General features: G+C 65.1%; 12 protein-coding genes and 1 tRNA gene. 3 read left to right on the top strand and 10 right to left on the bottom strand.

Annotation, left to right across the window (positions count from 1 at the left end; translation table 11 throughout):
- Positions 1–21: 21 nt before the first annotated feature.
- The 6 genes from XI08_RS34805 to XI08_RS34830 form a co-directional block, all read right to left on the bottom strand.
- On the bottom strand, positions 22–576 hold the full coding sequence (locus XI08_RS34805) for a nucleoside 2-deoxyribosyltransferase (RefSeq protein ID WP_271577872.1): 555 nt from the start codon (positions 574–576) through the stop codon (positions 22–24).
- A 39-nt stretch (positions 577–615) separates the two neighbouring features.
- Complete coding sequence (dxs, locus tag XI08_RS34810) at positions 616–2,544, bottom strand: 1-deoxy-D-xylulose-5-phosphate synthase (RefSeq protein ID WP_271577873.1); 1,929 nt, start codon at positions 2,542–2,544, stop codon at positions 616–618.
- A gap of 583 nt (positions 2,545–3,127) precedes the next feature.
- Positions 3,128–3,379, bottom strand: a complete 252-nt coding sequence (locus tag XI08_RS34815) for an exodeoxyribonuclease VII small subunit (protein WP_008132970.1) — start codon at positions 3,377–3,379, stop codon at positions 3,128–3,130.
- Positions 3,380–3,454: 75 nt separating this feature from the next.
- Positions 3,455–4,384 carry a histone deacetylase family protein gene (locus XI08_RS34820; RefSeq protein ID WP_271577874.1) on the bottom strand — a complete coding sequence of 310 codons (930 nt, stop codon included), beginning with the start codon at positions 4,382–4,384 and terminating at the stop codon, positions 3,455–3,457.
- A 134-nt stretch (positions 4,385–4,518) separates the two neighbouring features.
- Positions 4,519–6,174: a bifunctional metallophosphatase/5'-nucleotidase gene (locus XI08_RS34825; RefSeq protein ID WP_271577875.1), complete on the bottom strand. Its 1,656-nt coding sequence runs from the start codon at positions 6,172–6,174 to the stop codon at positions 4,519–4,521.
- A 91-nt stretch (positions 6,175–6,265) separates the two neighbouring features.
- Positions 6,266–7,024: an enoyl-CoA hydratase-related protein gene (locus tag XI08_RS34830; protein WP_027546175.1), complete on the bottom strand. Its 759-nt coding sequence runs from the start codon at positions 7,022–7,024 to the stop codon at positions 6,266–6,268.
- Positions 7,025–7,323: 299 nt separating this feature from the next.
- Here XI08_RS34830 and XI08_RS34835 point away from each other — a divergent pair, with 299 nt between their 5' ends.
- Entirely contained in the window at positions 7,324–8,562 is a 1,239-nt protein-coding gene (locus tag XI08_RS34835; RefSeq protein ID WP_271577876.1) for an MFS transporter, read from the top strand.
- 186 nt (positions 8,563–8,748) lie between these two features.
- Here XI08_RS34835 and XI08_RS34840 read toward each other — a convergent pair whose 3' ends face one another.
- A complete protein-coding gene (locus XI08_RS34840; protein WP_271577877.1) occupies positions 8,749–10,527 on the bottom strand; it encodes an acyl-CoA dehydrogenase in 1,779 nt (592 codons plus the stop codon).
- Positions 10,528–10,782: 255 nt separating this feature from the next.
- Here XI08_RS34840 and XI08_RS34845 point away from each other — a divergent pair.
- Positions 10,783–10,857, top strand: a tRNA-Gln gene (locus XI08_RS34845).
- A gap of 305 nt (positions 10,858–11,162) precedes the next feature.
- Here XI08_RS34845 and XI08_RS34850 read toward each other — a convergent pair.
- Positions 11,163–11,381, bottom strand: coding sequence for a hypothetical protein (locus XI08_RS34850; protein WP_027546172.1), 219 nt, complete (start codon positions 11,379–11,381; stop codon positions 11,163–11,165).
- A 353-nt stretch (positions 11,382–11,734) separates the two neighbouring features.
- On the opposite strand from XI08_RS34850, the gene XI08_RS34855 reads away from it, so the two are divergent.
- On the top strand, positions 11,735–14,056 hold the full coding sequence (locus XI08_RS34855; RefSeq protein WP_271577878.1) for a molybdopterin guanine dinucleotide-containing S/N-oxide reductase: 2,322 nt from the start codon (positions 11,735–11,737) through the stop codon (positions 14,054–14,056).
- 315 nt (positions 14,057–14,371) lie between these two features.
- Here XI08_RS34855 and XI08_RS34860 read toward each other — a convergent pair whose 3' ends face one another.
- Both XI08_RS34860 and XI08_RS34865 read right to left on the bottom strand, forming a co-directional pair.
- Positions 14,372–15,358, bottom strand: coding sequence for a helix-turn-helix domain-containing protein (locus XI08_RS34860; RefSeq protein ID WP_271577879.1), 987 nt, complete (start codon positions 15,356–15,358; stop codon positions 14,372–14,374).
- A gap of 350 nt (positions 15,359–15,708) precedes the next feature.
- Complete coding sequence (locus XI08_RS34865; protein WP_271577880.1) at positions 15,709–16,416, bottom strand: hypothetical protein; 708 nt, start codon at positions 16,414–16,416, stop codon at positions 15,709–15,711.
- Positions 16,417–16,422: the final 6 nt, after the last annotated feature.

The raw sequence follows: 16,422 nt of genomic DNA on the forward strand, positions 1-16,422 counted from the left end.
TTCTTGGGACGATTGATGCGCTTATGGTGCAATCAATCGCGCGGCCGCCATCCGGACGCAAGCCTCGAACGCGGCGAGATCGTGCCAGACGTCGATCGGCATCGTGGCCGGCGTCACCAGCGGGCAGCCGTGCAGTTCCAGCGCATGGATCATCATGAGGTTGTCGACGAGGCCGAAATCCTCGACCGTCAGGCCCTGCGCATCGACCAGCCGCCCGTCCTCGGAGGTGACGTCCATGAAGCGGCCGACGCGGTCGGCATAGGCGGCGCCATCGTTGGAATAGGCCAGACAAACCTTGCCGCGCCCGGCCATATAGCCGAGCTCGTAGACAGTCCCGGGATCGGCGCCGGCACCGCGGAACGGCGTCAGGTTCGCGATGACGGCGTCGGCCGCATCCATCATTGCCTCGTTGCCGCAGAAGATCTGCCGCGAGGCGTCGGGCGCGGTGAGGTCGATGTCGTTATCGAGAGGATAGAGGCCGGTGAGCCCGAAGCGGGCGCAGATCTCTGCCTTGCGACGGCCGACCTCGACCGCATCCGGCAGGAACACGTCGGGGCCTGCCAGATAGATTTTCATGAAAGTCGCGCTGCTTCGCTGAAGGTCGAAGCTCGCCCCTCAGGCGAGCTTGACCGTCTCGGTCTTCACGTCCTTGCCGAGCGCTTCGAACACCTTGGCGACGATGCCCTTGGCGTCGAGACCGGCACGGCCGTACATCGCGGCCGGGGTGTCGTGGTCCTGGAACACGTCGGGCAGCACCATCGTGCGGAACTTGACCATGCCGCTGTCGAGCGCGCCTTGATCGGTCAGGAACTGCGCGACATGCGAGCCGAAGCCGCCGACCGAGCCTTCCTCGATCGTGATCAGGATCTCGTGGTCGCGGGCGAGCTTGAGAACCAGCTCGGTGTCCAGCGGCTTCATGAAGCGCGCATCCGCGATCGTGGTCGAAAGGCCGTGCGCGGCGAGCTCGTCGGCCGCCTTCTCGCATTCGGCGAGGCGGGTGCCGAACGAGAGCAGGGCGATCTTGCTGCCCTGGCGGATCATGCGGCCCTTGCCGATCTCGAGCGGAATGCCGACCTCGGGCATCTCGATGCCGCGGCCTTCGCCGCGCGGATAGCGCAGCGAGCTCGGACGGTCGTCGATCGCGACCTGGGTTGCCACCATGTGCACGAGCTCGGCCTCGTCGGCCGCCGCCATGATCACCATGTTCGGCAGACAGCCGAGATAGGCGTTGTCGAACGAGCCGGCATGCGTCGCGCCGTCGGCGCCGACGAGGCCGGCGCGGTCGATCGCGAAGCGGACGGGGAGATTCTGGATCGCGACGTCATGCACGATCTGGTCGTAGCCGCGCTGGAGGAAGGTCGAGTAGATCGCGCAGAACGGCTTGTAGCCTTCGCTCGCCAGACCTGCGGCAAAGGTCACCGCGTGCTGCTCGGCGATGCCGACGTCGAAGGTGCGGTCCGGGAACGCCTTGTTGAAGATGTCGACGCCGGTGCCGGACGGCATCGCCGCGGTGATGGCGACGATCTTCTCGTCCTTCTGCGCTTCCTTGACGAGGCTCTGGCCGAACACGTTCTGGTAGGCGGGCGCGTTCGGCTTGGCCTTGGCTTGCGTGCCGGTCGCGACGTCGAACTTGACGACGGCATGGTACTTGTCGGCGGAGGCTTCCGCCGGGCCGTAACCTTTGCCCTTTTGCGTCACGACGTGGACCAGGATCGGGCCTTCCTCCATGTCGCGGACGTTCTTCAGCACGGGCAGGAGGTGGTCGAGGTTATGGCCGTCGATCGGGCCGACGTAATAGAAGCCGAGCTCCTCGAACAGCGTGCCGCCGTCCATCATGAAGCCGCGCGAATATTCCTCGACGCGGTTGGCGCGGTTGGCGATGATCTTGGGCAGGCGCTTGTTGATCTGCTTGGCCGCCTCGCGCAGCGTGCGATAGGTCTTGCCGGAATACAGGCGCGACAGATAGGCGCTCATGGCGCCGACCGGCGGCGCGATCGACATGTCGTTGTCGTTGAGGATGACGATCAGGCGCGAGTTCATCGCACCGGCGTTGTTCATGGCTTCATAGGCCATGCCCGCCGACATAGCGCCGTCACCGATGACGGCGATAACGTTGTTCTTGCCGCCGGAGAGGTCGCGCGCCACGGCCATACCGAGGCCGGCGGAGATCGAGGTGGAGGAATGCGCCGCGCCGAACGGATCGTAATCGCTCTCGCTGCGCTTGGTGAAGCCGGACAGGCCGCCGCCGGTGCGCAGGGTGCGGATGCGGTCGCGCCGCCCGGTGAGGATCTTGTGCGGATAGGCCTGATGGCCGACGTCCCAGATCAGCCGGTCGCGCGGCGTGTCGAAGACGTAATGGATCGCGGTGGTGAGCTCGACCACGCCGAGACCAGCGCCGAAGTGACCGCCGGTTACCGAGACGGCATCGATGGTCTCCTGCCGCAACTCGTCGGCGACCTGGCGAACCTGCTCGATCTTGAGCTTGCGCAGGTCTTCCGGTGTCCGGATGGTGTCGAGAAGCGGCGTCTTACTGTATGCGTTCACGGCGATTTCCAATTTGTCAGCGCCGGAAGGTCGTTCCGGTGCGCGATGGGTTTGCACAATATCGGCGCAGCGCGAGTCCTTAAACCGTCGGAGCCACCTGCATGGGGCAAGGCCCCGTCTTCAAGCTTAGGTGAGCTTAAGTATGCTCCGGTTCAGTCTCTGTGATCCCTGTCACTTAGATCGGCTTCGTCCGTCCCAGCCAATTTCATTAGCAATTTGAAGCGCTTGTCGTCGGTAATCGGTGCCCACGCAAGGCTAACAAAAAGCCACACTCCGCGCAGCTTTACACCAAAGCTTGGGCCAAAGCCAACCCGTTGGGGCGATTACGGGCATGCACCTGCAACCCCCGGGCCAGAGTGGTTAACTGCGGCGCCCGCGGGGAGGTTCCTGCCTTGCCCGGTTCCCCCGGCAGGATTTTGGGCGAGAGGAAGGCTATTTCCGCTCGATTCGCGGGGCCGAACGGCTCCCGCGCGGGAACTCTTCGATCGCAGTGCCTGGCCGTCCCGCCCCCATGGGCACACCCAGCAGCGTGCGATCATGAAAAAATTGCAGGCGTCCGATGCCCGGCTTTGGTCGTCGTCCCTTACTGGACGTCGAGCGGCGCGGTGCCGGTGGCTTGGCCGCTCGCATCGGTGGTGATCTTGTCGACCCGCGCTTCGGCCTGGCGCAGCAATTCCTCGCAGCGGCGCTTCAGCGCTTCGCCGCGCTCGTAGATCGTCACGGATTCCTCGAGCGGCACCTTGCCGTCCTCGAGCCGTTTTACGATCGTCTCGAGTTCCTCGATCGCGCGCTCGAAGGTGAGCCTGGAGACGTCGACTTGGGTATTTTCGGCCATATCCGTTTCCGATTGCCCGATTCGCTTCATATGCAGAAGAAGCAGGGTTTTGCGGGCTTAATGTGGCGGGTGTCGTCAGGCGCCCATCAGGGCGCCGACATGCGCCGTAACAGATTCTTTCAGTCCTTGCAGGTCGTAACCACCCTCGAGCACCGAAACAATGCGGCCCCCGGCGGACTTGTCGGCAAGGTCCATCAGCTTGCGCGTCACCCAGGCATAATCCTCCGCGCGCAAATTCAGCGAGGCCAGCGGGTCGCGATAATGCGCATCGAAGCCCGCTGAGATGATGAGGAGCTCGGGGCTGAATTTTTCGAGCTGCGGCAGAATCAGGTTCTCGAAAGCGCTGCGGAATTCCGGGCCACCGTCTTCGGACATCAGCGGCGCGTTGACGATGGTGTCGTGGTCGCCGCGTTCGCCCTTCGCGCCGGTGCCCGGAAACAGCGGCATCTGGTGCGTCGAGCAGTACATCACCGTGGGGTCCGACCAGAAGATGTCCTGCGTGCCGTTGCCGTGATGCACGTCGAAATCGACGATGGCCGCGCGCTTGATGCCGTATTTGCGCTGCGCGTGACGCGCGGCGATCGCAACATTGTCGAAGAAGCAGAAGCCCATGGGCTTACCGATCTCGGCGTGATGGCCGGGCGGGCGCACCGCGACGAAGGCGTTGCGGTGCTCGCCCGCCATCACCGCTTCGGTCGCCGCGACCGCGCCGCCGACGCCGCGCATCACCGCTTCCCAGGTGCCCGGCGACATCGAGGTGTCGCCGTCGATATAGACGAGGCCGCTGGTCGGCGCGATGTGGCGCAGCTCGGTGACGTAATGCTCGTTGTGGCACAGCGTCACGAGATCGAGATCGCCCTCCGGCGCCTGGTCGCGGACGAGGAACTGGAAACGCTCATGCGACAGCGCTTCCTCCACTGCGCGCAGGCGGTCCGGCCTTTCGGGATGTCCCGGCGGCGTGACGTGGTCGAGGCAGGCCTTGTGGGAGAGGAGAAGCGTGCTCATCAGGTCGGGCTCACTGGGAACGGGCTCTTGACGTCGCTTGGCGCATCCGGCGCCAAAACGCAATGCAAAACCCAATCTATGCGCTTCACCGGGAATGGCAAAGGGTTGTCCCGTTCCGGCCCGTTTGATCCGAATCAATTCACGCGCAGGATGCGGCTCGGCGGCAGCGGGCCGATCGGCCCGTGCGCCCGGAAGAACGCGAACAATGCGTCCGCGTCGTAGCCGCCATATTGCGGGGCCGTACCTTGTTTGGCGACCGTAAAACCGTCGCCGCCGACGGCGAGGTAATCGTTGAGGGTGACGCGGTAGCCGCTTCCAGGTTCGATCGGCCTGCCGTTGAGCGTCATCCTCTCGGCCATCACGCGTTCGCCGAACGGCTTCGACGCATCCCAGGCATAGCTGAACCCGTTCGATACCTGAAGGATTCGCGGCCGCTTCGGATCGAGCCATTGCTGCTCCAGCATCTCCCTGAGCTGGCTGCCTGTCAGCGTCATGGTGACGAGGCGGTTGCGGAACGGCTGGCTTGCGAACAGCTCGCCGAAGGACACCGCGCCGTTCTCCTTCGGAACGATATCGGTGCGGATGCCGCCGGGATTCGTGAGCGCGATGACAGCGCTGCCATTCGTGGCCTCCTTCGTCGCGGCGAGCTGCGCGTCCGCGATGACGTCGCCGAGCGGGCTTTCACCGGCTTCGTTCGGAATGCGCGACAGCGTCTGCGTCACCGATCCGGCCGGCCGGTTGGCGATCGGCGCGGCGAGCTTGTCATAGGCCTCGATCAGCGCGGTCTGCTCCGCGTCCTTCGCCAGCGAGGCATTGGCGACGATGACGTTCTCGGCCTTGGCGCCGACGATGTCGCGCGTCGCCGGATCGAGCTTGAGATCGATCGCCGTGACCAGCGTGCCGTACTTGTCGCCGCTCGTCACCAGCCGTCCGTCGATATCGCAGACATAGGCGCGATGGGTGTGGCCGCTGACGACGACGTCGACGGCGCGATCGAATTTCTTCACGATCTCGACGATCGGCCCCGAAATGCCCGGGCATTCATTGTAGTCGCCGGCGGGCTCGCCGCCTTCGTGGATCAGCACGACGATCGCTTCCACTCCGCGCGCTTTCAGTTGCGGCACGAGCGCATTCACCGTTTCGGCTTCGCCGCGGAATTCGAGGCCGGCAATGCCCGAGGGCGACACGATGCCGGCGGTGCCTTTCAATGTCAGCCCGATGAAGGCGACGGGAATGCCGTCGAACTCACGGATCTCAAACGGCGGCAGCACGCTTTGACCGGTCGCTGTCTCCACGGTGGAGGCGGCGAGGTAGTGGAATTTGGCGCCCGTGAAGGGATGCGGTCCCTGGCAGCCGTCGACCGGATGGCAGCCGCCGTTCTGCATCCTGAGCAGCTCGGCCTTGCCCTCGTCGAACTCGTGATTGCCGACCGAAGTGATCGCGAGCCCCATCATCGAGAGCGCCTCGACCGAAGGCTCGTCGTGGAACATCGCCGACAGGAACGGGCTCGCGCCGATCAGGTCGCCGGCGGCCACGAAGATCGTGTTCTTGTGCCCGTCGCGCAATTGCTTCACCAGCGTCGCCATGTACTCGGCCCCGCCGGCCGCCACCATGACCTTCTTGCTTCGATCCTCGGGATCGTTGATGCGGATGCCGCCGGGCGGCGGCCGCAGATTGCCGTGGAAATCGTTGATCGCAAGGATGCGCAGCTCGACCGGTGTGGCGGTCTGGGCAGAGGCGGGCAGGGCGGCGAGCGCGAGGGCGAAGGCGGTCAGGAGAAGATGTCGCATGGAACCAGATTAGTCGTTCAGCGCGAAGATTTCACGAAGGTTCTCGCCGTCATTCCGGGCTCGCGCTTCGCGCGCCCCGGAATGACGGGCTCTACCGCTTCTTCCTGTTCGCGAACGCGTTGAATGCAGCCACGGCGTCGTCCGACTTCAAACGCTCGCCGAACAGATGGGTCTCCTGATCGATGCGGCGGGTCAGTTCCTCTGGTGGGGTACGCAGCAGCCTGCGCGAGATCGCGACCGCCTCGGCGGGCAGCCGGCAGATCTCGCGCGCCACCTTGCGCGCCTCGACCTCGGTGTGCCCCGGCGAGACCACAGTGTTGACGAAGCCCGCAGCGTGCGCCTCCGCGGCGGTGAAGGTCCGTCCCATCACCAGCATCGCGAAGGCGCGCTGGTAACCCATCGTGTTCGGCATCAAGAGGCTGGCGGCGCCGACCGGCACCAGCCCGAGGTGGATATAGGGCGCGGAGAAGGTCGCCGCGTTCGATGCGAGCACGTAGTCGCAATGGAACAACATCACGGTGCCCATGCCGATCGAAGCGCCGTCGACGGCCGCGATGATCGGCTTGACGTTGAGGGCGAGCGAATAGAGAAACCTGGCGCCGTTCGACAGCGTCTCCGGGCGTGCCGTGTCGGCCTTCAGAAAATCGTCGATGTCGTCGCCGGCGGTGAACACGCCGGAGCCGCCGGTGATGATCATGCAGCGGATATCCGGGTTGTTCTGCGCGGTGTCGATCGCGTGGCTCATCTCCCGATACATGTCCTGCGTGATCGCGTTCTTCTTGCCCGGGCGGCGCAGGGTGATCACGCGCGTTCCACGCTCTTCGGCGACGATGATATTGCCATTCGGCATAAGGACCCCCTGCGCTCGCCGCGACGCTTGACCTTGGCGAGTCTCGCAAACATCAGCCTACATCATCTCGCAGGCGTGCCAATCCGCCCGCGCGACCTTTTCGAAAGCGATCCCGTGAGCCCGGTGGATGACACCGCTGTCATAACTTCCGTCCCGGAACCGCATCGCGTCAGATCGCGCCGGTTGTATTCTCTTGCACGCTCCATTGCGCAATGCAACAAATGGCTACAATGTTTAATTTGAAAAACCGGTGGTTGTGGTGCACGATCGCGCCGTTCCATTGGCCGATTGCTCGATTGATGATTGCCGCGACGCGTGTCGACGAATCCTCGCTGCATTATCGCGGCTGGCGCGTCGTGCTGGCCTGTTTCCTGATGGCCTTCTTCATGTTCGGCTTCGGCCTCTACGGCCAGGGCGTCTATCTCGCCGAGCTTCAGCGCGCCCATGGCTGGCCGGGCACGCTGGTCTCCGCGGCCAGCACCTTCTCGTTTCTCCTGACCTCCGTGCTCGTCATCTTCACCGACGATCTGCTCGCGCGTATCGGGCTGCGTTCACTGATCCTGTGCGGCCTGTCGGCGCTCGGCGCATCGACCGTGCTGCTGGCGCTGATGGAGACGCCCTGGCAGCTCTATCTCGCCTATGCGCTGATGTCGGTCGGCTGGACCGGCATGGGCACCGTGGTCATCGCGACGGTGCTGAACTCCTGGTTCGATCGGCGCCGCGGCCTCGCGCTCAGCCTCGCCTTCAACGGCGCGACCTGCGGCGGCATCGTCCTCGTTCCGCTGCTGCTGTCGTTGACCGGCAGCATCGGCTTCCGTTCGGCGATGCTGGCGGCCACGATGGTAATGGTGCTGCTGGTGCTGCCGGTGGTCGTCGGCTTCATCCGCTGGCCGGCCGGGCTGCCGCCGGCATCGGGTGAGCGCCCCTCCGATGGTGATGCGCCCGCGCCGGCTCATTCCCGCAAGGCGCTGCTCGCCAACGCGGCGTTCTGGACCATGGTGCTGCCGATCGCGATCGCGCTGCTGGCGCAGATGGGATTCATCATCCACCAGGTGACGTTCCTCGAACCGCTGATCGGGCGCGCCAGCGCCGGCCTTGCCGTCACCATCATGGCCGCGATGGCGGTGGTCGGGCGCCTGTCGCTCGGCCTGTTCGTCGACCGGCTCGATCCGCGACTGGCCTGCGCGGCGTCGATGACGAGCCAGGCGGCGGCGCTGTTCGTGCTGGTGCAGAGCACGAGCCCGACGGCGCTGCTGGTGTGCTGTGCCGTCTACGGTTTCTCGATCGGCAACATGATCACGTTCCCGCCCCTGATCATCCAGCGCGAGATCGGCGCCGGCTCCTTTGCCGCCGCGATGGGCCTGGGCACGTCGATCAGCGGCGTCGTCAGCGCCTTCGGCCCGGGCATCGTCGGCCTCGTGCGCAGCCTGACCGGCGACTACACGATGGCGTTTGCGATGTGCGTGGTGCTCGATCTCGTGGCCGCGGGAATCGTGCTGTGGCGGCCGGGGAGACGGGCGAAGCTCGCAGCTTCGTAGCCCGGACGGAGCGAAGCTCCAGGATCACCGACTGTGGGCCAACTGCGTCCCCAACATTCGGTGTCATCGCCCGACTTGATCGGGCGATCCAGTACTCCGAGACGTCCGTAGTTTACCGAGAGGCCGCGGCGTACTGGATTCCCCGCCTTCGCGGGGAATGACAGCCGGGGAGGAGGGCAGACTGCCTTACCCCAGCAACACCGCATCCGCCGCCGCAACCGACTCCGCGCTTTCCGTCACCGTGCGCTCCAGCGCGCCCGCCTGCACCGTGATGTTCTCGGCGAAGAAACGCGCGAGCGAGACATAGCGCGGCGCATCGGCAAGGCCGTCGCCCTTCGCGGCGAGCGCCTCGGACGCCAGCAGGCAGCCGCCGAGCGTGGCGCCGAACTGCTGCAAGTACGGCGTTGCGCCGGCAAGCGCCTCGTTCGGCGCGGACGTGACGCGCTCGAGCAGCCACTTGCTGGTGCGCGTCAGCGCGTCCAGCCCTTCGCGCAACTTTGCGCCCGTGGTGCCGAAAGCGGGATCGTTGGAGGCTTCGACCTGCTTGACGATGGCCGAGAGCTCGTCGAGCAGCGCCCACACCGCGGCGCCGCCATTGGCCGCGAGCTTTCGCGTGACCAGGTCGATCGCCTGGATGCCGTTGGTGCCCTCGTAGATCGCGGTGATGCGGGCGTCGCGATAGTGCTGCGCGGCGCCGGTCTCCTCGATGAAGCCCATGCCGCCATGCACCTGCACGCCGAGATAGGCGACCTCGTTGCCGATATCGGTGGAATAGCCCTTGGCCATCGGCGTCAGCAGCGCCGCGCGCGCGGCCGCGTCAGCGCGGACCTTTGGATCCTTGGCGCGGGTCGAAACGTCGATTGCGACCGCGGTCGCGTAGCAGATGGTGCGCGCCGCCGCGGTCTGCGCCCGCATCCGCATCAGCATGCGCTTGACGTCGGGGTGGACGAAGATCACGTCCGAACCGTCGCCCGTCTTGCCGATGGCGCGGCCCTGCTTGCGCTCCTGCGCATAGGACAAGGCCTGCTGATAGGCGCGATCGGCAACGCCGACGCCTTCGAGGCCGACGCCGAGGCGGGCCTGGTTCATCATCGTGAACATGCAGCGCATGCCCTGGTTCTCTTCGCCGACGAGGAAGCCGATCGCGCCGCCATGATCGCCCATGGTCATGGTGCAGGTTGGGGACGCGTGCATGCCGAGCTTGTGCTCGACGCCGCTTGCAAAAATGTCGTTGCGTGCACCGAGCGAGCCGTCCGCATTGACCATGAACTTGGGAACAAGAAAGAGAGAAATCCCCTTGGTGCCGGCCGGCGCGTCCGGAAGACGCGCGAGGACGAAATGCACGATATTGTCGGTCATGTCGTGCTCGCCATAGGTGATGAAGATCTTCGTCCCCTTGATGCGATAGGTGCCGTCGGCCTGCTTTTCGGCGCGGGTGCGCAGCGCGCCGACGTCGGAGCCGGCCTGCGACTCGGTGAGCTGCATGGTGCCGGTCCATTCGCCGGAGACGAGCTTTTCGAGATAGATTTTCTTCAGCTCGTCGCTGCCATGCGCATCCAGTGCCTCGATCGCCGAGGCCGTCAGCAGCGGGCACAGGCCGAAGGCGATGTTGGCGGCGCTCCAGATCTCGGTGCAGGCGGCGTTGATCGCAACGGGCAGGCCCTGGCCGCCGAACGCTTCAGGCCCTGACACCGCGTTCCAGCCGCCCTCGGTCCAGCGCTTGTAGGCATCGGGCCAGCCCGGCGCGGTCGTGACTTTCCCGGCGTCGAGCTTGATGCCGTGCTCGTCGCCGACACGGTTGAGCGGCGCGAGTACGTCGGTTGCGAACTTGCCCGCTTCCTCCAGCACGGCGGCCGCGATGTCGGCGTCGAAATCGCCGTAATGGCCGGCTTCCACGGCAGCCTTCAGGCCGGCGCCGTGATTGAGCGACAGCAGCATGTCAGAGATCGGCGCGCGGTAGGTCATGGCTCACTCCCGTGGACTGATATTGGCGCCGTCTTCCCATGAAACGCAGGTGGTCTCAACTGCCTGGACGCCTGACGGCTCCGGCCCGGAACGGGCCTTCGCCCGGGGTATAATAGAGTGTGGTGCGCCCGGTCCCGGAAGCTGTGGTATTTTGCGCCTCCAGGCGGTTGAAATGCCGCGCCGCACCCTATAGACCGGCTGCGACCGAAGGGAATCTGCGGTAGCCAGTTCTTCCACCGACCCCGGGTCGCCTGTTGGGGCGTAGCCAAGCGGTAAGGCAGCGGATTTTGATTCCGCCATTCGGAGGTTCGATCCCTCCCGCCCCAGCCACAGCCAACGCGCTGATTCGACTAAGTAAATTTCGTTACTCGCATTGGAAGCTGCAATGCGTGGGAAATTCATGTTGCCCCATTTTGCAAGCCTGTGCTGGGTTCGTTTTCGTCGAGCCCATGGAAGCGTTCGCCGAATTACAACGCGGCGCGAGTTCTCAAAAAGCGAACTGAGCGCCTGAACGCCATCTGCGCGTGGCGTTCCCGCCTCTGATGTTCGCGGACAAGGAGCCGTCGATCCTTTGCATCGGTTAAGCGTACTGCGCGAATGATGAACGATCCGCCATAGCAGACGCCAGACCCGCTTCACCGCATCACTATCAGCAGCAACGCGGTAATCAACGCAGCAAGACATAACGATAGCTTCAAGTAGAGCGGTAAGCGGACGGGGTTGGATTCTCTTACCGTTTCGTACTTCCTGGCTTCTCGAATGACGGTCTCAATGGCATTTCGAGTTTCGGCGGAAGCTCCCTCGGCCAAAGCACGCGCCGTCTTTTCAAGTTCTTTGATGTTGCTCTTTTGCATGCAACGACGGGACCTCGAGGGTGGTACATCCATAAATATCAAGCCGCGGTCGAAACCAACGACTTGGCTGTCATGTTAGTACGGATACCTGCGTGCTGTGGAGCGAGAATTTCCGGAACGTGCTCTTATTCCGCGGGCCCCAGGCTCGAGCGCTGGTGCGCCGCCCGGGCTTTAGAGCATCGGCTCGAACTGGCAGTGCACGAACATCTCGGATCCGCCGCCGCTCGTTCCGCCACAGATCCCCCCTGCCTGCGTCGCGCGCGGGAGCCCAGCGTTTCCGTCAACCCTGATCTCGACGACATCGGGACGTAGATCGGTATACTGCCGCCATGCACCGGAGCAAGGATCAGACGATGGACGATACGATTGGCTTCCCCGACCCCGGCCTCGACCTGTCCGACGGTTTCAAGCCGCACACCTCGCATTGGGGCGTGTTCTCGGCGCGCAACGGCGCAGCCGGCCTTGAGGTCAGGGCCTATGCGGGCGATCCTGATCCGAACGGCATCATCGACAATTTCCCCGGCGCGCTGCGGCACCAGGCGCGCATCGCCCAGCCCGCGATTCGCCGCGGCTGGCTCGAGCGAGGTCCCGGCCCGGACGATCGCCGCGGCCGCGACGAATTCGTCTCCGTGAGCTGGGAGAAGGCGCTCGACCTCCTCGGCGACGAGCTCGGCCGCATCCGCGACACGCGCGGGCCCGGCGCCGTGTTCGGCGGCTCCTATGGCTGGTCGAGCGCGGGCCGCTTTCACCACGCGCAGAGCCAGGTGCATCGCTTCCTCAACATCGCGATGGGCGGCTATGTGCGCTCGGTGAACACCTATTCCTCCGGCGCGTCCTCGGTGCTGCTGCCGCAGATCTTGGCGGGCTATGAGGACATCACCAAGCGCAACGTCACCTGGGAGCAGATTGCGACTGAGACCGACATCGTGCTGGCGTTCGGCGGCATGGCGCTGAAGAACTCCATGGTGGCCGGCGGCTCGATCAGCAAGCATGTCGAGCGCGGCGCCATGGAAACGGCGCGCCGTCGCGGCTGCGAGTTCATCCTGGTCAGCCCGTTGCGTGAAGACCTGCCGGTCGAGGCCGGAGCCGAATGGATGACCTGCTTGCCCAGCACTGACACCGCGCTGATGCTCGGCATCGTCCACACGCTGGTCAGCGAGAACCTGCACGATCAGGCCTTCCTCGATCGCTACACCGAGGGCTGGCCCGTCTTCCTGCGTTATCTCACCGGGGACAGCGATGGACGGCCGAAGAGCGCCGAGTGGGCCGCCGCGATCTCCGGCGTCGGCGCGGACACGATCCGCACGCTCGCCCGCCGCCTTGCCGGAAAGCGCGCGCTCATCACCGTCTCGCATTCGCTGCAGCGCGCCGAGCATGGCGAGCAGCCGGTGTGGATGGGCATGGTGCTGGCGGCAGCCCTCGGCCAGATCGGCTTGCCCGGCGGCGGCTATGCCTATTCATTGGGGGCGATCGGCTATTACGGCCGCCGCGTCAACGATGTGCCCGGGCCGACGCTCGGCCAGGGCCGCAACGGCGTCCGCGATTTCATCCCGGTCGCGCGCATCGCCGACATGCTGCTCAATCCCGGAACCGCCTATCGCTACAATGGCGAGACGCGCACCTATCCGGACATCCGCCTCGTCTACTGGGCCGGCGGCAATCCCTTCCATCACCATCAGGACATCAACCGCCTGCGCAAGGCCTTCGTCAAGCTCGACACGCTGGTCGTGCACGAGCTGGCCTGGACCGCCACCGCGCGGCACGCCGACATCGTGCTGCCATCGACCATGACGCTGGAACGCGAGGATATCGGCTATTCCACCAACGATCCCCTCATGGTCGCGATGCACCGGATCGCCGAGCCGTTTGGCCTCGCGCGCGACGACTACGATATCTTCGCCGATCTCGCCGAGCGTCTAGGGGCCCGCGACCCCTTTACCGAAGGACGCACGTCGCGGGAGTGGCTAAAACATCTCTACGAGCCGACCCGCACTTCGCTCGAAGCGCGCGGCCTCGAGGCGCCAGGCTTCGACGAATTCTGGCAGCGCGGCAGCCTGGTCGTGCCGCAACAGCCCGACGACGGCGGCCGGTTGCGCCGCTTCCGCGAAGATCCGGTCGCTCACGCCCTGCCGACGCCGAGCGGCCGCATCGAGATCTTCTCGACGAAGATCGCCGGCCATGGCGATGCGGATTGTCCGGGCCATCCGGTCTGGCTGGAGAAGACCGACATGCCCACGCCCGGCGCGCCGTGCTTCCTCGTCGCCAACCAGCCGGTGACGCGCCTGCACAGCCAGCTCGACTTCGGCGGACATTCGCTCCAAAGCAAACATCGGGGACGCGAGGTCGCGCGCATGAACCCGCGCGATGCCGACGTGCGCGGCATCAAGGACGGCGACATCATCCGCCTGTTCAACGCACGCGGCGCCTGCCTCGCCGCGGTCCACGTCACCGACGGCATCGCGCCCGGCGTGGTCCAGCTCCCGACCGGCGCCTGGTACGACCCGATGGACCCCGAGGACGACGCGCCGCTCTGCGTCCACGGCAATCCGAACGTGCTCACCCGCGACATCGGCACCTCGTCCTTCGCGCAGGGCTGCACGGGGCAGCTGACGACGGTGGAGGTGGAGAAGTTCACCGGCAATCTGCCGCCGATCCGGGCGTTCGATCCGGTGTAGCGGGGCGTTCGCCCTTGCTCCGTCATTGCGAGCGCAGCGAAGCAATCCAGAGTCTTTCCGCGGCGGCAGTCTGGATTGCTTCGCTGCGCTCGCAATGACGATGTGGAGGCTGTGAGCGCAACTTCATCCCCGTCAACAGACAAGAAAAGGGGGCCGTCCTGTGGGGGAGCAGGGACGGCCCCGAGTGGCTCGTAGGCCCGGGAGGAGGGCGCGAGCCGGCGCAAGTGGAGGGGCACTTGCGTTCGAAACGTTGCAGACCAATCCAGACGCGTATTCCGCAATTCCAATGTCGCCTGGCGTGTCGATAAGGACGCGCTACGCGGCCGCGCTGGCCATCCAATCCCTGTCCGCAGCAGGACGGCGCCGCGGCATCGCTTCGACTGCGAGAGGCTCGGCCTTGCTGGCGAGGCGCCAGCGTGCCGGAGACTGGCCGCTGATGCGCTTGAAGACGGTCGAAAAATGCGCCTGCGTGCTGAAACCGACTGCAAGCGCGATCTCGGCCAAGGGCCGCCCGGTCGTTGCGAGCAGCGTCTTCGCGTGCTCGATCCGGTGATTGAGCAGATATTCGCGCGGACGGTAGCCGGTCGCCGCGCGGAATTGCGCTGCAAAGTGCATCCTGGACAGGCCGGCGACATTGGCGAGTTCGCACAGGCTGATGCAGCGGTCGAAATTGTCCGCGATGTATTGCTCGACGCGCCGCAGCCGCCATTTCGGCAAGGCGTTGACCCTGGCGCGCGGCGGCTCCAGCCGGGCCAGGTGCATCGCAAGGGTCTTGCCGATGCAGCGTGCGAACTGCTGGTCCGCGGCATTGCTGTGCTCGGTCAGCGCCCTGGCGAGTTCGGCGGCGAGCGGGTCGCGCAGCAGGACGAGGTCGCCAAGTCCTTCCGCGGCAGGCATTTGCGCCGGGAAATGATCAGCGGAGATGTGGAAGTGCAGGAAGGCGCAAGGCGCCTGGAATTGTGCGGCGAGAGGCTTCGACGGCGCGCTGACATAAAGTGTTCCTGCGGGCATGGTGCCGTCGAAGATGACCTGGCGGTCGCGGGTCAATTTCGCGCGCGTGGTCTGCAGGGCAATGCCGACGAAGTAGCGATCCTCCGGCGTCGTCGCGTCGTGCGACGAGCTGTCTCTGAGATCCTCCCACCGCGAGATCGTGATGTCCTCGACCGCCGCCTCCGGGCTGCGGTCGATGCGGCGCCATCCGCGTTCCCTGGGGATCGCCTGTGCCGCCTGGCGGACCTGATGATCGCGTGGGGCGGCCTGAAGATCAATCCAGGCAGGCGCCGCCTGCAAGTCGGTAAACATCGCTCGTCCTCTCTTGGCATCACGGCCGCTGGCGGCGACCGGCAAACTCTCAAGCCCAAAGCTTTCAACAAGGCTTTCAAGAAGGTTTTCGATGCTCGCAGGATAGGCATGAGCCGGACAAGAAGCCCGTTAGTGATGATTAGGATGTGTTAGATTTTGTGTGCGCGAATATGGTGTGACAGCCCGTCGCAGAGAGGCCGACTTTGTCAGCCTTTTCAATTCTTTGCGCCGATTGGCGTAGTGCGAGGGCAGGCGGGACACGACGCGGCGATCGACACACTGGTGTGAGTTTCGTGCTCTGCGTTCACTGGGCCTCGCGTAGACGTTGCGAGGGCGGCGTGTCGCCGCTGCTACTCGAACACGGCGTCGAAGATCTCGACGTCCATCAGCACGGGCTTGGCAATCTGGGTTCCATCAGCCTGCAGCGTCTGCACGCGCCGAAGCGTCGGCACCACGATGCCGTCGAAATTGTCATGGGCCCAGGAATGATGCGCGACCTTCATCCCGAAGAGATCGTGATCCGTCCGCCGCTGCAAAGCGTTCTGGTCGAAATAGAAGATCTGCTCGGGCGCGAGCGTGATCAGGTGCGCGGGGAATTGCGCCCGCAGCCGCCGCCAGGTCTCAGTGCCTTCAGACCGGGGTGACAGCTCCTCCAGCACGACATCGGGATGAGCGAGCAGGAACGGGATCGTCAAATAGCTCCAGATCGCGACGCCGCAGAAGAAGACCAGATGCAGTTCGTCCGCCAGCGCGGGGGCACTGGCCTCGGGAAACGCAAGGCTCGGATTGTGCCAGGTCCGCAGCACCTCGCCATCCAGGCTTTCGATCGTGATCGCGTCCGGTTGAAACGAGCCTGAGTGCTCTCCCCCGGTGATGCCGGTGAAGCGGACGGATTGCGTCCGGGTCGAACCTTCCGCGGTCACATCCTTGAATTCTCTGGCGTGTCCGGCACTGGAGAACAGCGTTCCGCCGACGGAAAGGTGGAGCGTGAAGCGGTCCAAGCCGTTCCAGCGGTCCAAACCGCCGCTGGCATCGATTACATCGTCAAGAAGAGCCATGTCCCG

This window comes from Bradyrhizobium sp. CCBAU 11361 (genome assembly GCF_028128935.1).
GTDB lineage: Bacteria > Pseudomonadota > Alphaproteobacteria > Rhizobiales > Xanthobacteraceae > Bradyrhizobium > Bradyrhizobium niftali.

Excerpts from the sequence above, each read along its gene's own strand:
- XI08_RS34835 (WP_271577876.1), top strand. The coding sequence starts at position 7,324 with ATGATTGCCGCGACGCGTGTCGACGAATCCTCGCTGCATTATCGCGGC.
- XI08_RS34855 (WP_271577878.1), top strand. The coding sequence starts at position 11,735 with ATGGACGATACGATTGGCTTCCCCGACCCCGGCCTCGACCTGTCCGAC.
- XI08_RS34860 (WP_271577879.1), bottom strand. The coding sequence starts at position 15,358 with ATGTTTACCGACTTGCAGGCGGCGCCTGCCTGGATTGATCTTCAGGCC.
- XI08_RS34815 (WP_008132970.1), bottom strand. The coding sequence starts at position 3,379 with ATGGCCGAAAATACCCAAGTCGACGTCTCCAGGCTCACCTTCGAGCGC.
- XI08_RS34830 (WP_027546175.1), bottom strand. The coding sequence starts at position 7,024 with ATGCCGAATGGCAATATCATCGTCGCCGAAGAGCGTGGAACGCGCGTG.
- XI08_RS34825 (WP_271577875.1), bottom strand. The coding sequence starts at position 6,174 with ATGCGACATCTTCTCCTGACCGCCTTCGCCCTCGCGCTCGCCGCCCTG.
- XI08_RS34865 (WP_271577880.1), bottom strand. The coding sequence starts at position 16,416 with ATGGCTCTTCTTGACGATGTAATCGATGCCAGCGGCGGTTTGGACCGC.
- XI08_RS34850 (WP_027546172.1), bottom strand. The coding sequence starts at position 11,381 with ATGCAAAAGAGCAACATCAAAGAACTTGAAAAGACGGCGCGTGCTTTG.
- XI08_RS34840 (WP_271577877.1), bottom strand. The coding sequence starts at position 10,527 with ATGACCTACCGCGCGCCGATCTCTGACATGCTGCTGTCGCTCAATCAC.
- XI08_RS34820 (WP_271577874.1), bottom strand. The coding sequence starts at position 4,384 with ATGAGCACGCTTCTCCTCTCCCACAAGGCCTGCCTCGACCACGTCACG.
- XI08_RS34805 (WP_271577872.1), bottom strand. The coding sequence starts at position 576 with ATGAAAATCTATCTGGCAGGCCCCGACGTGTTCCTGCCGGATGCGGTC.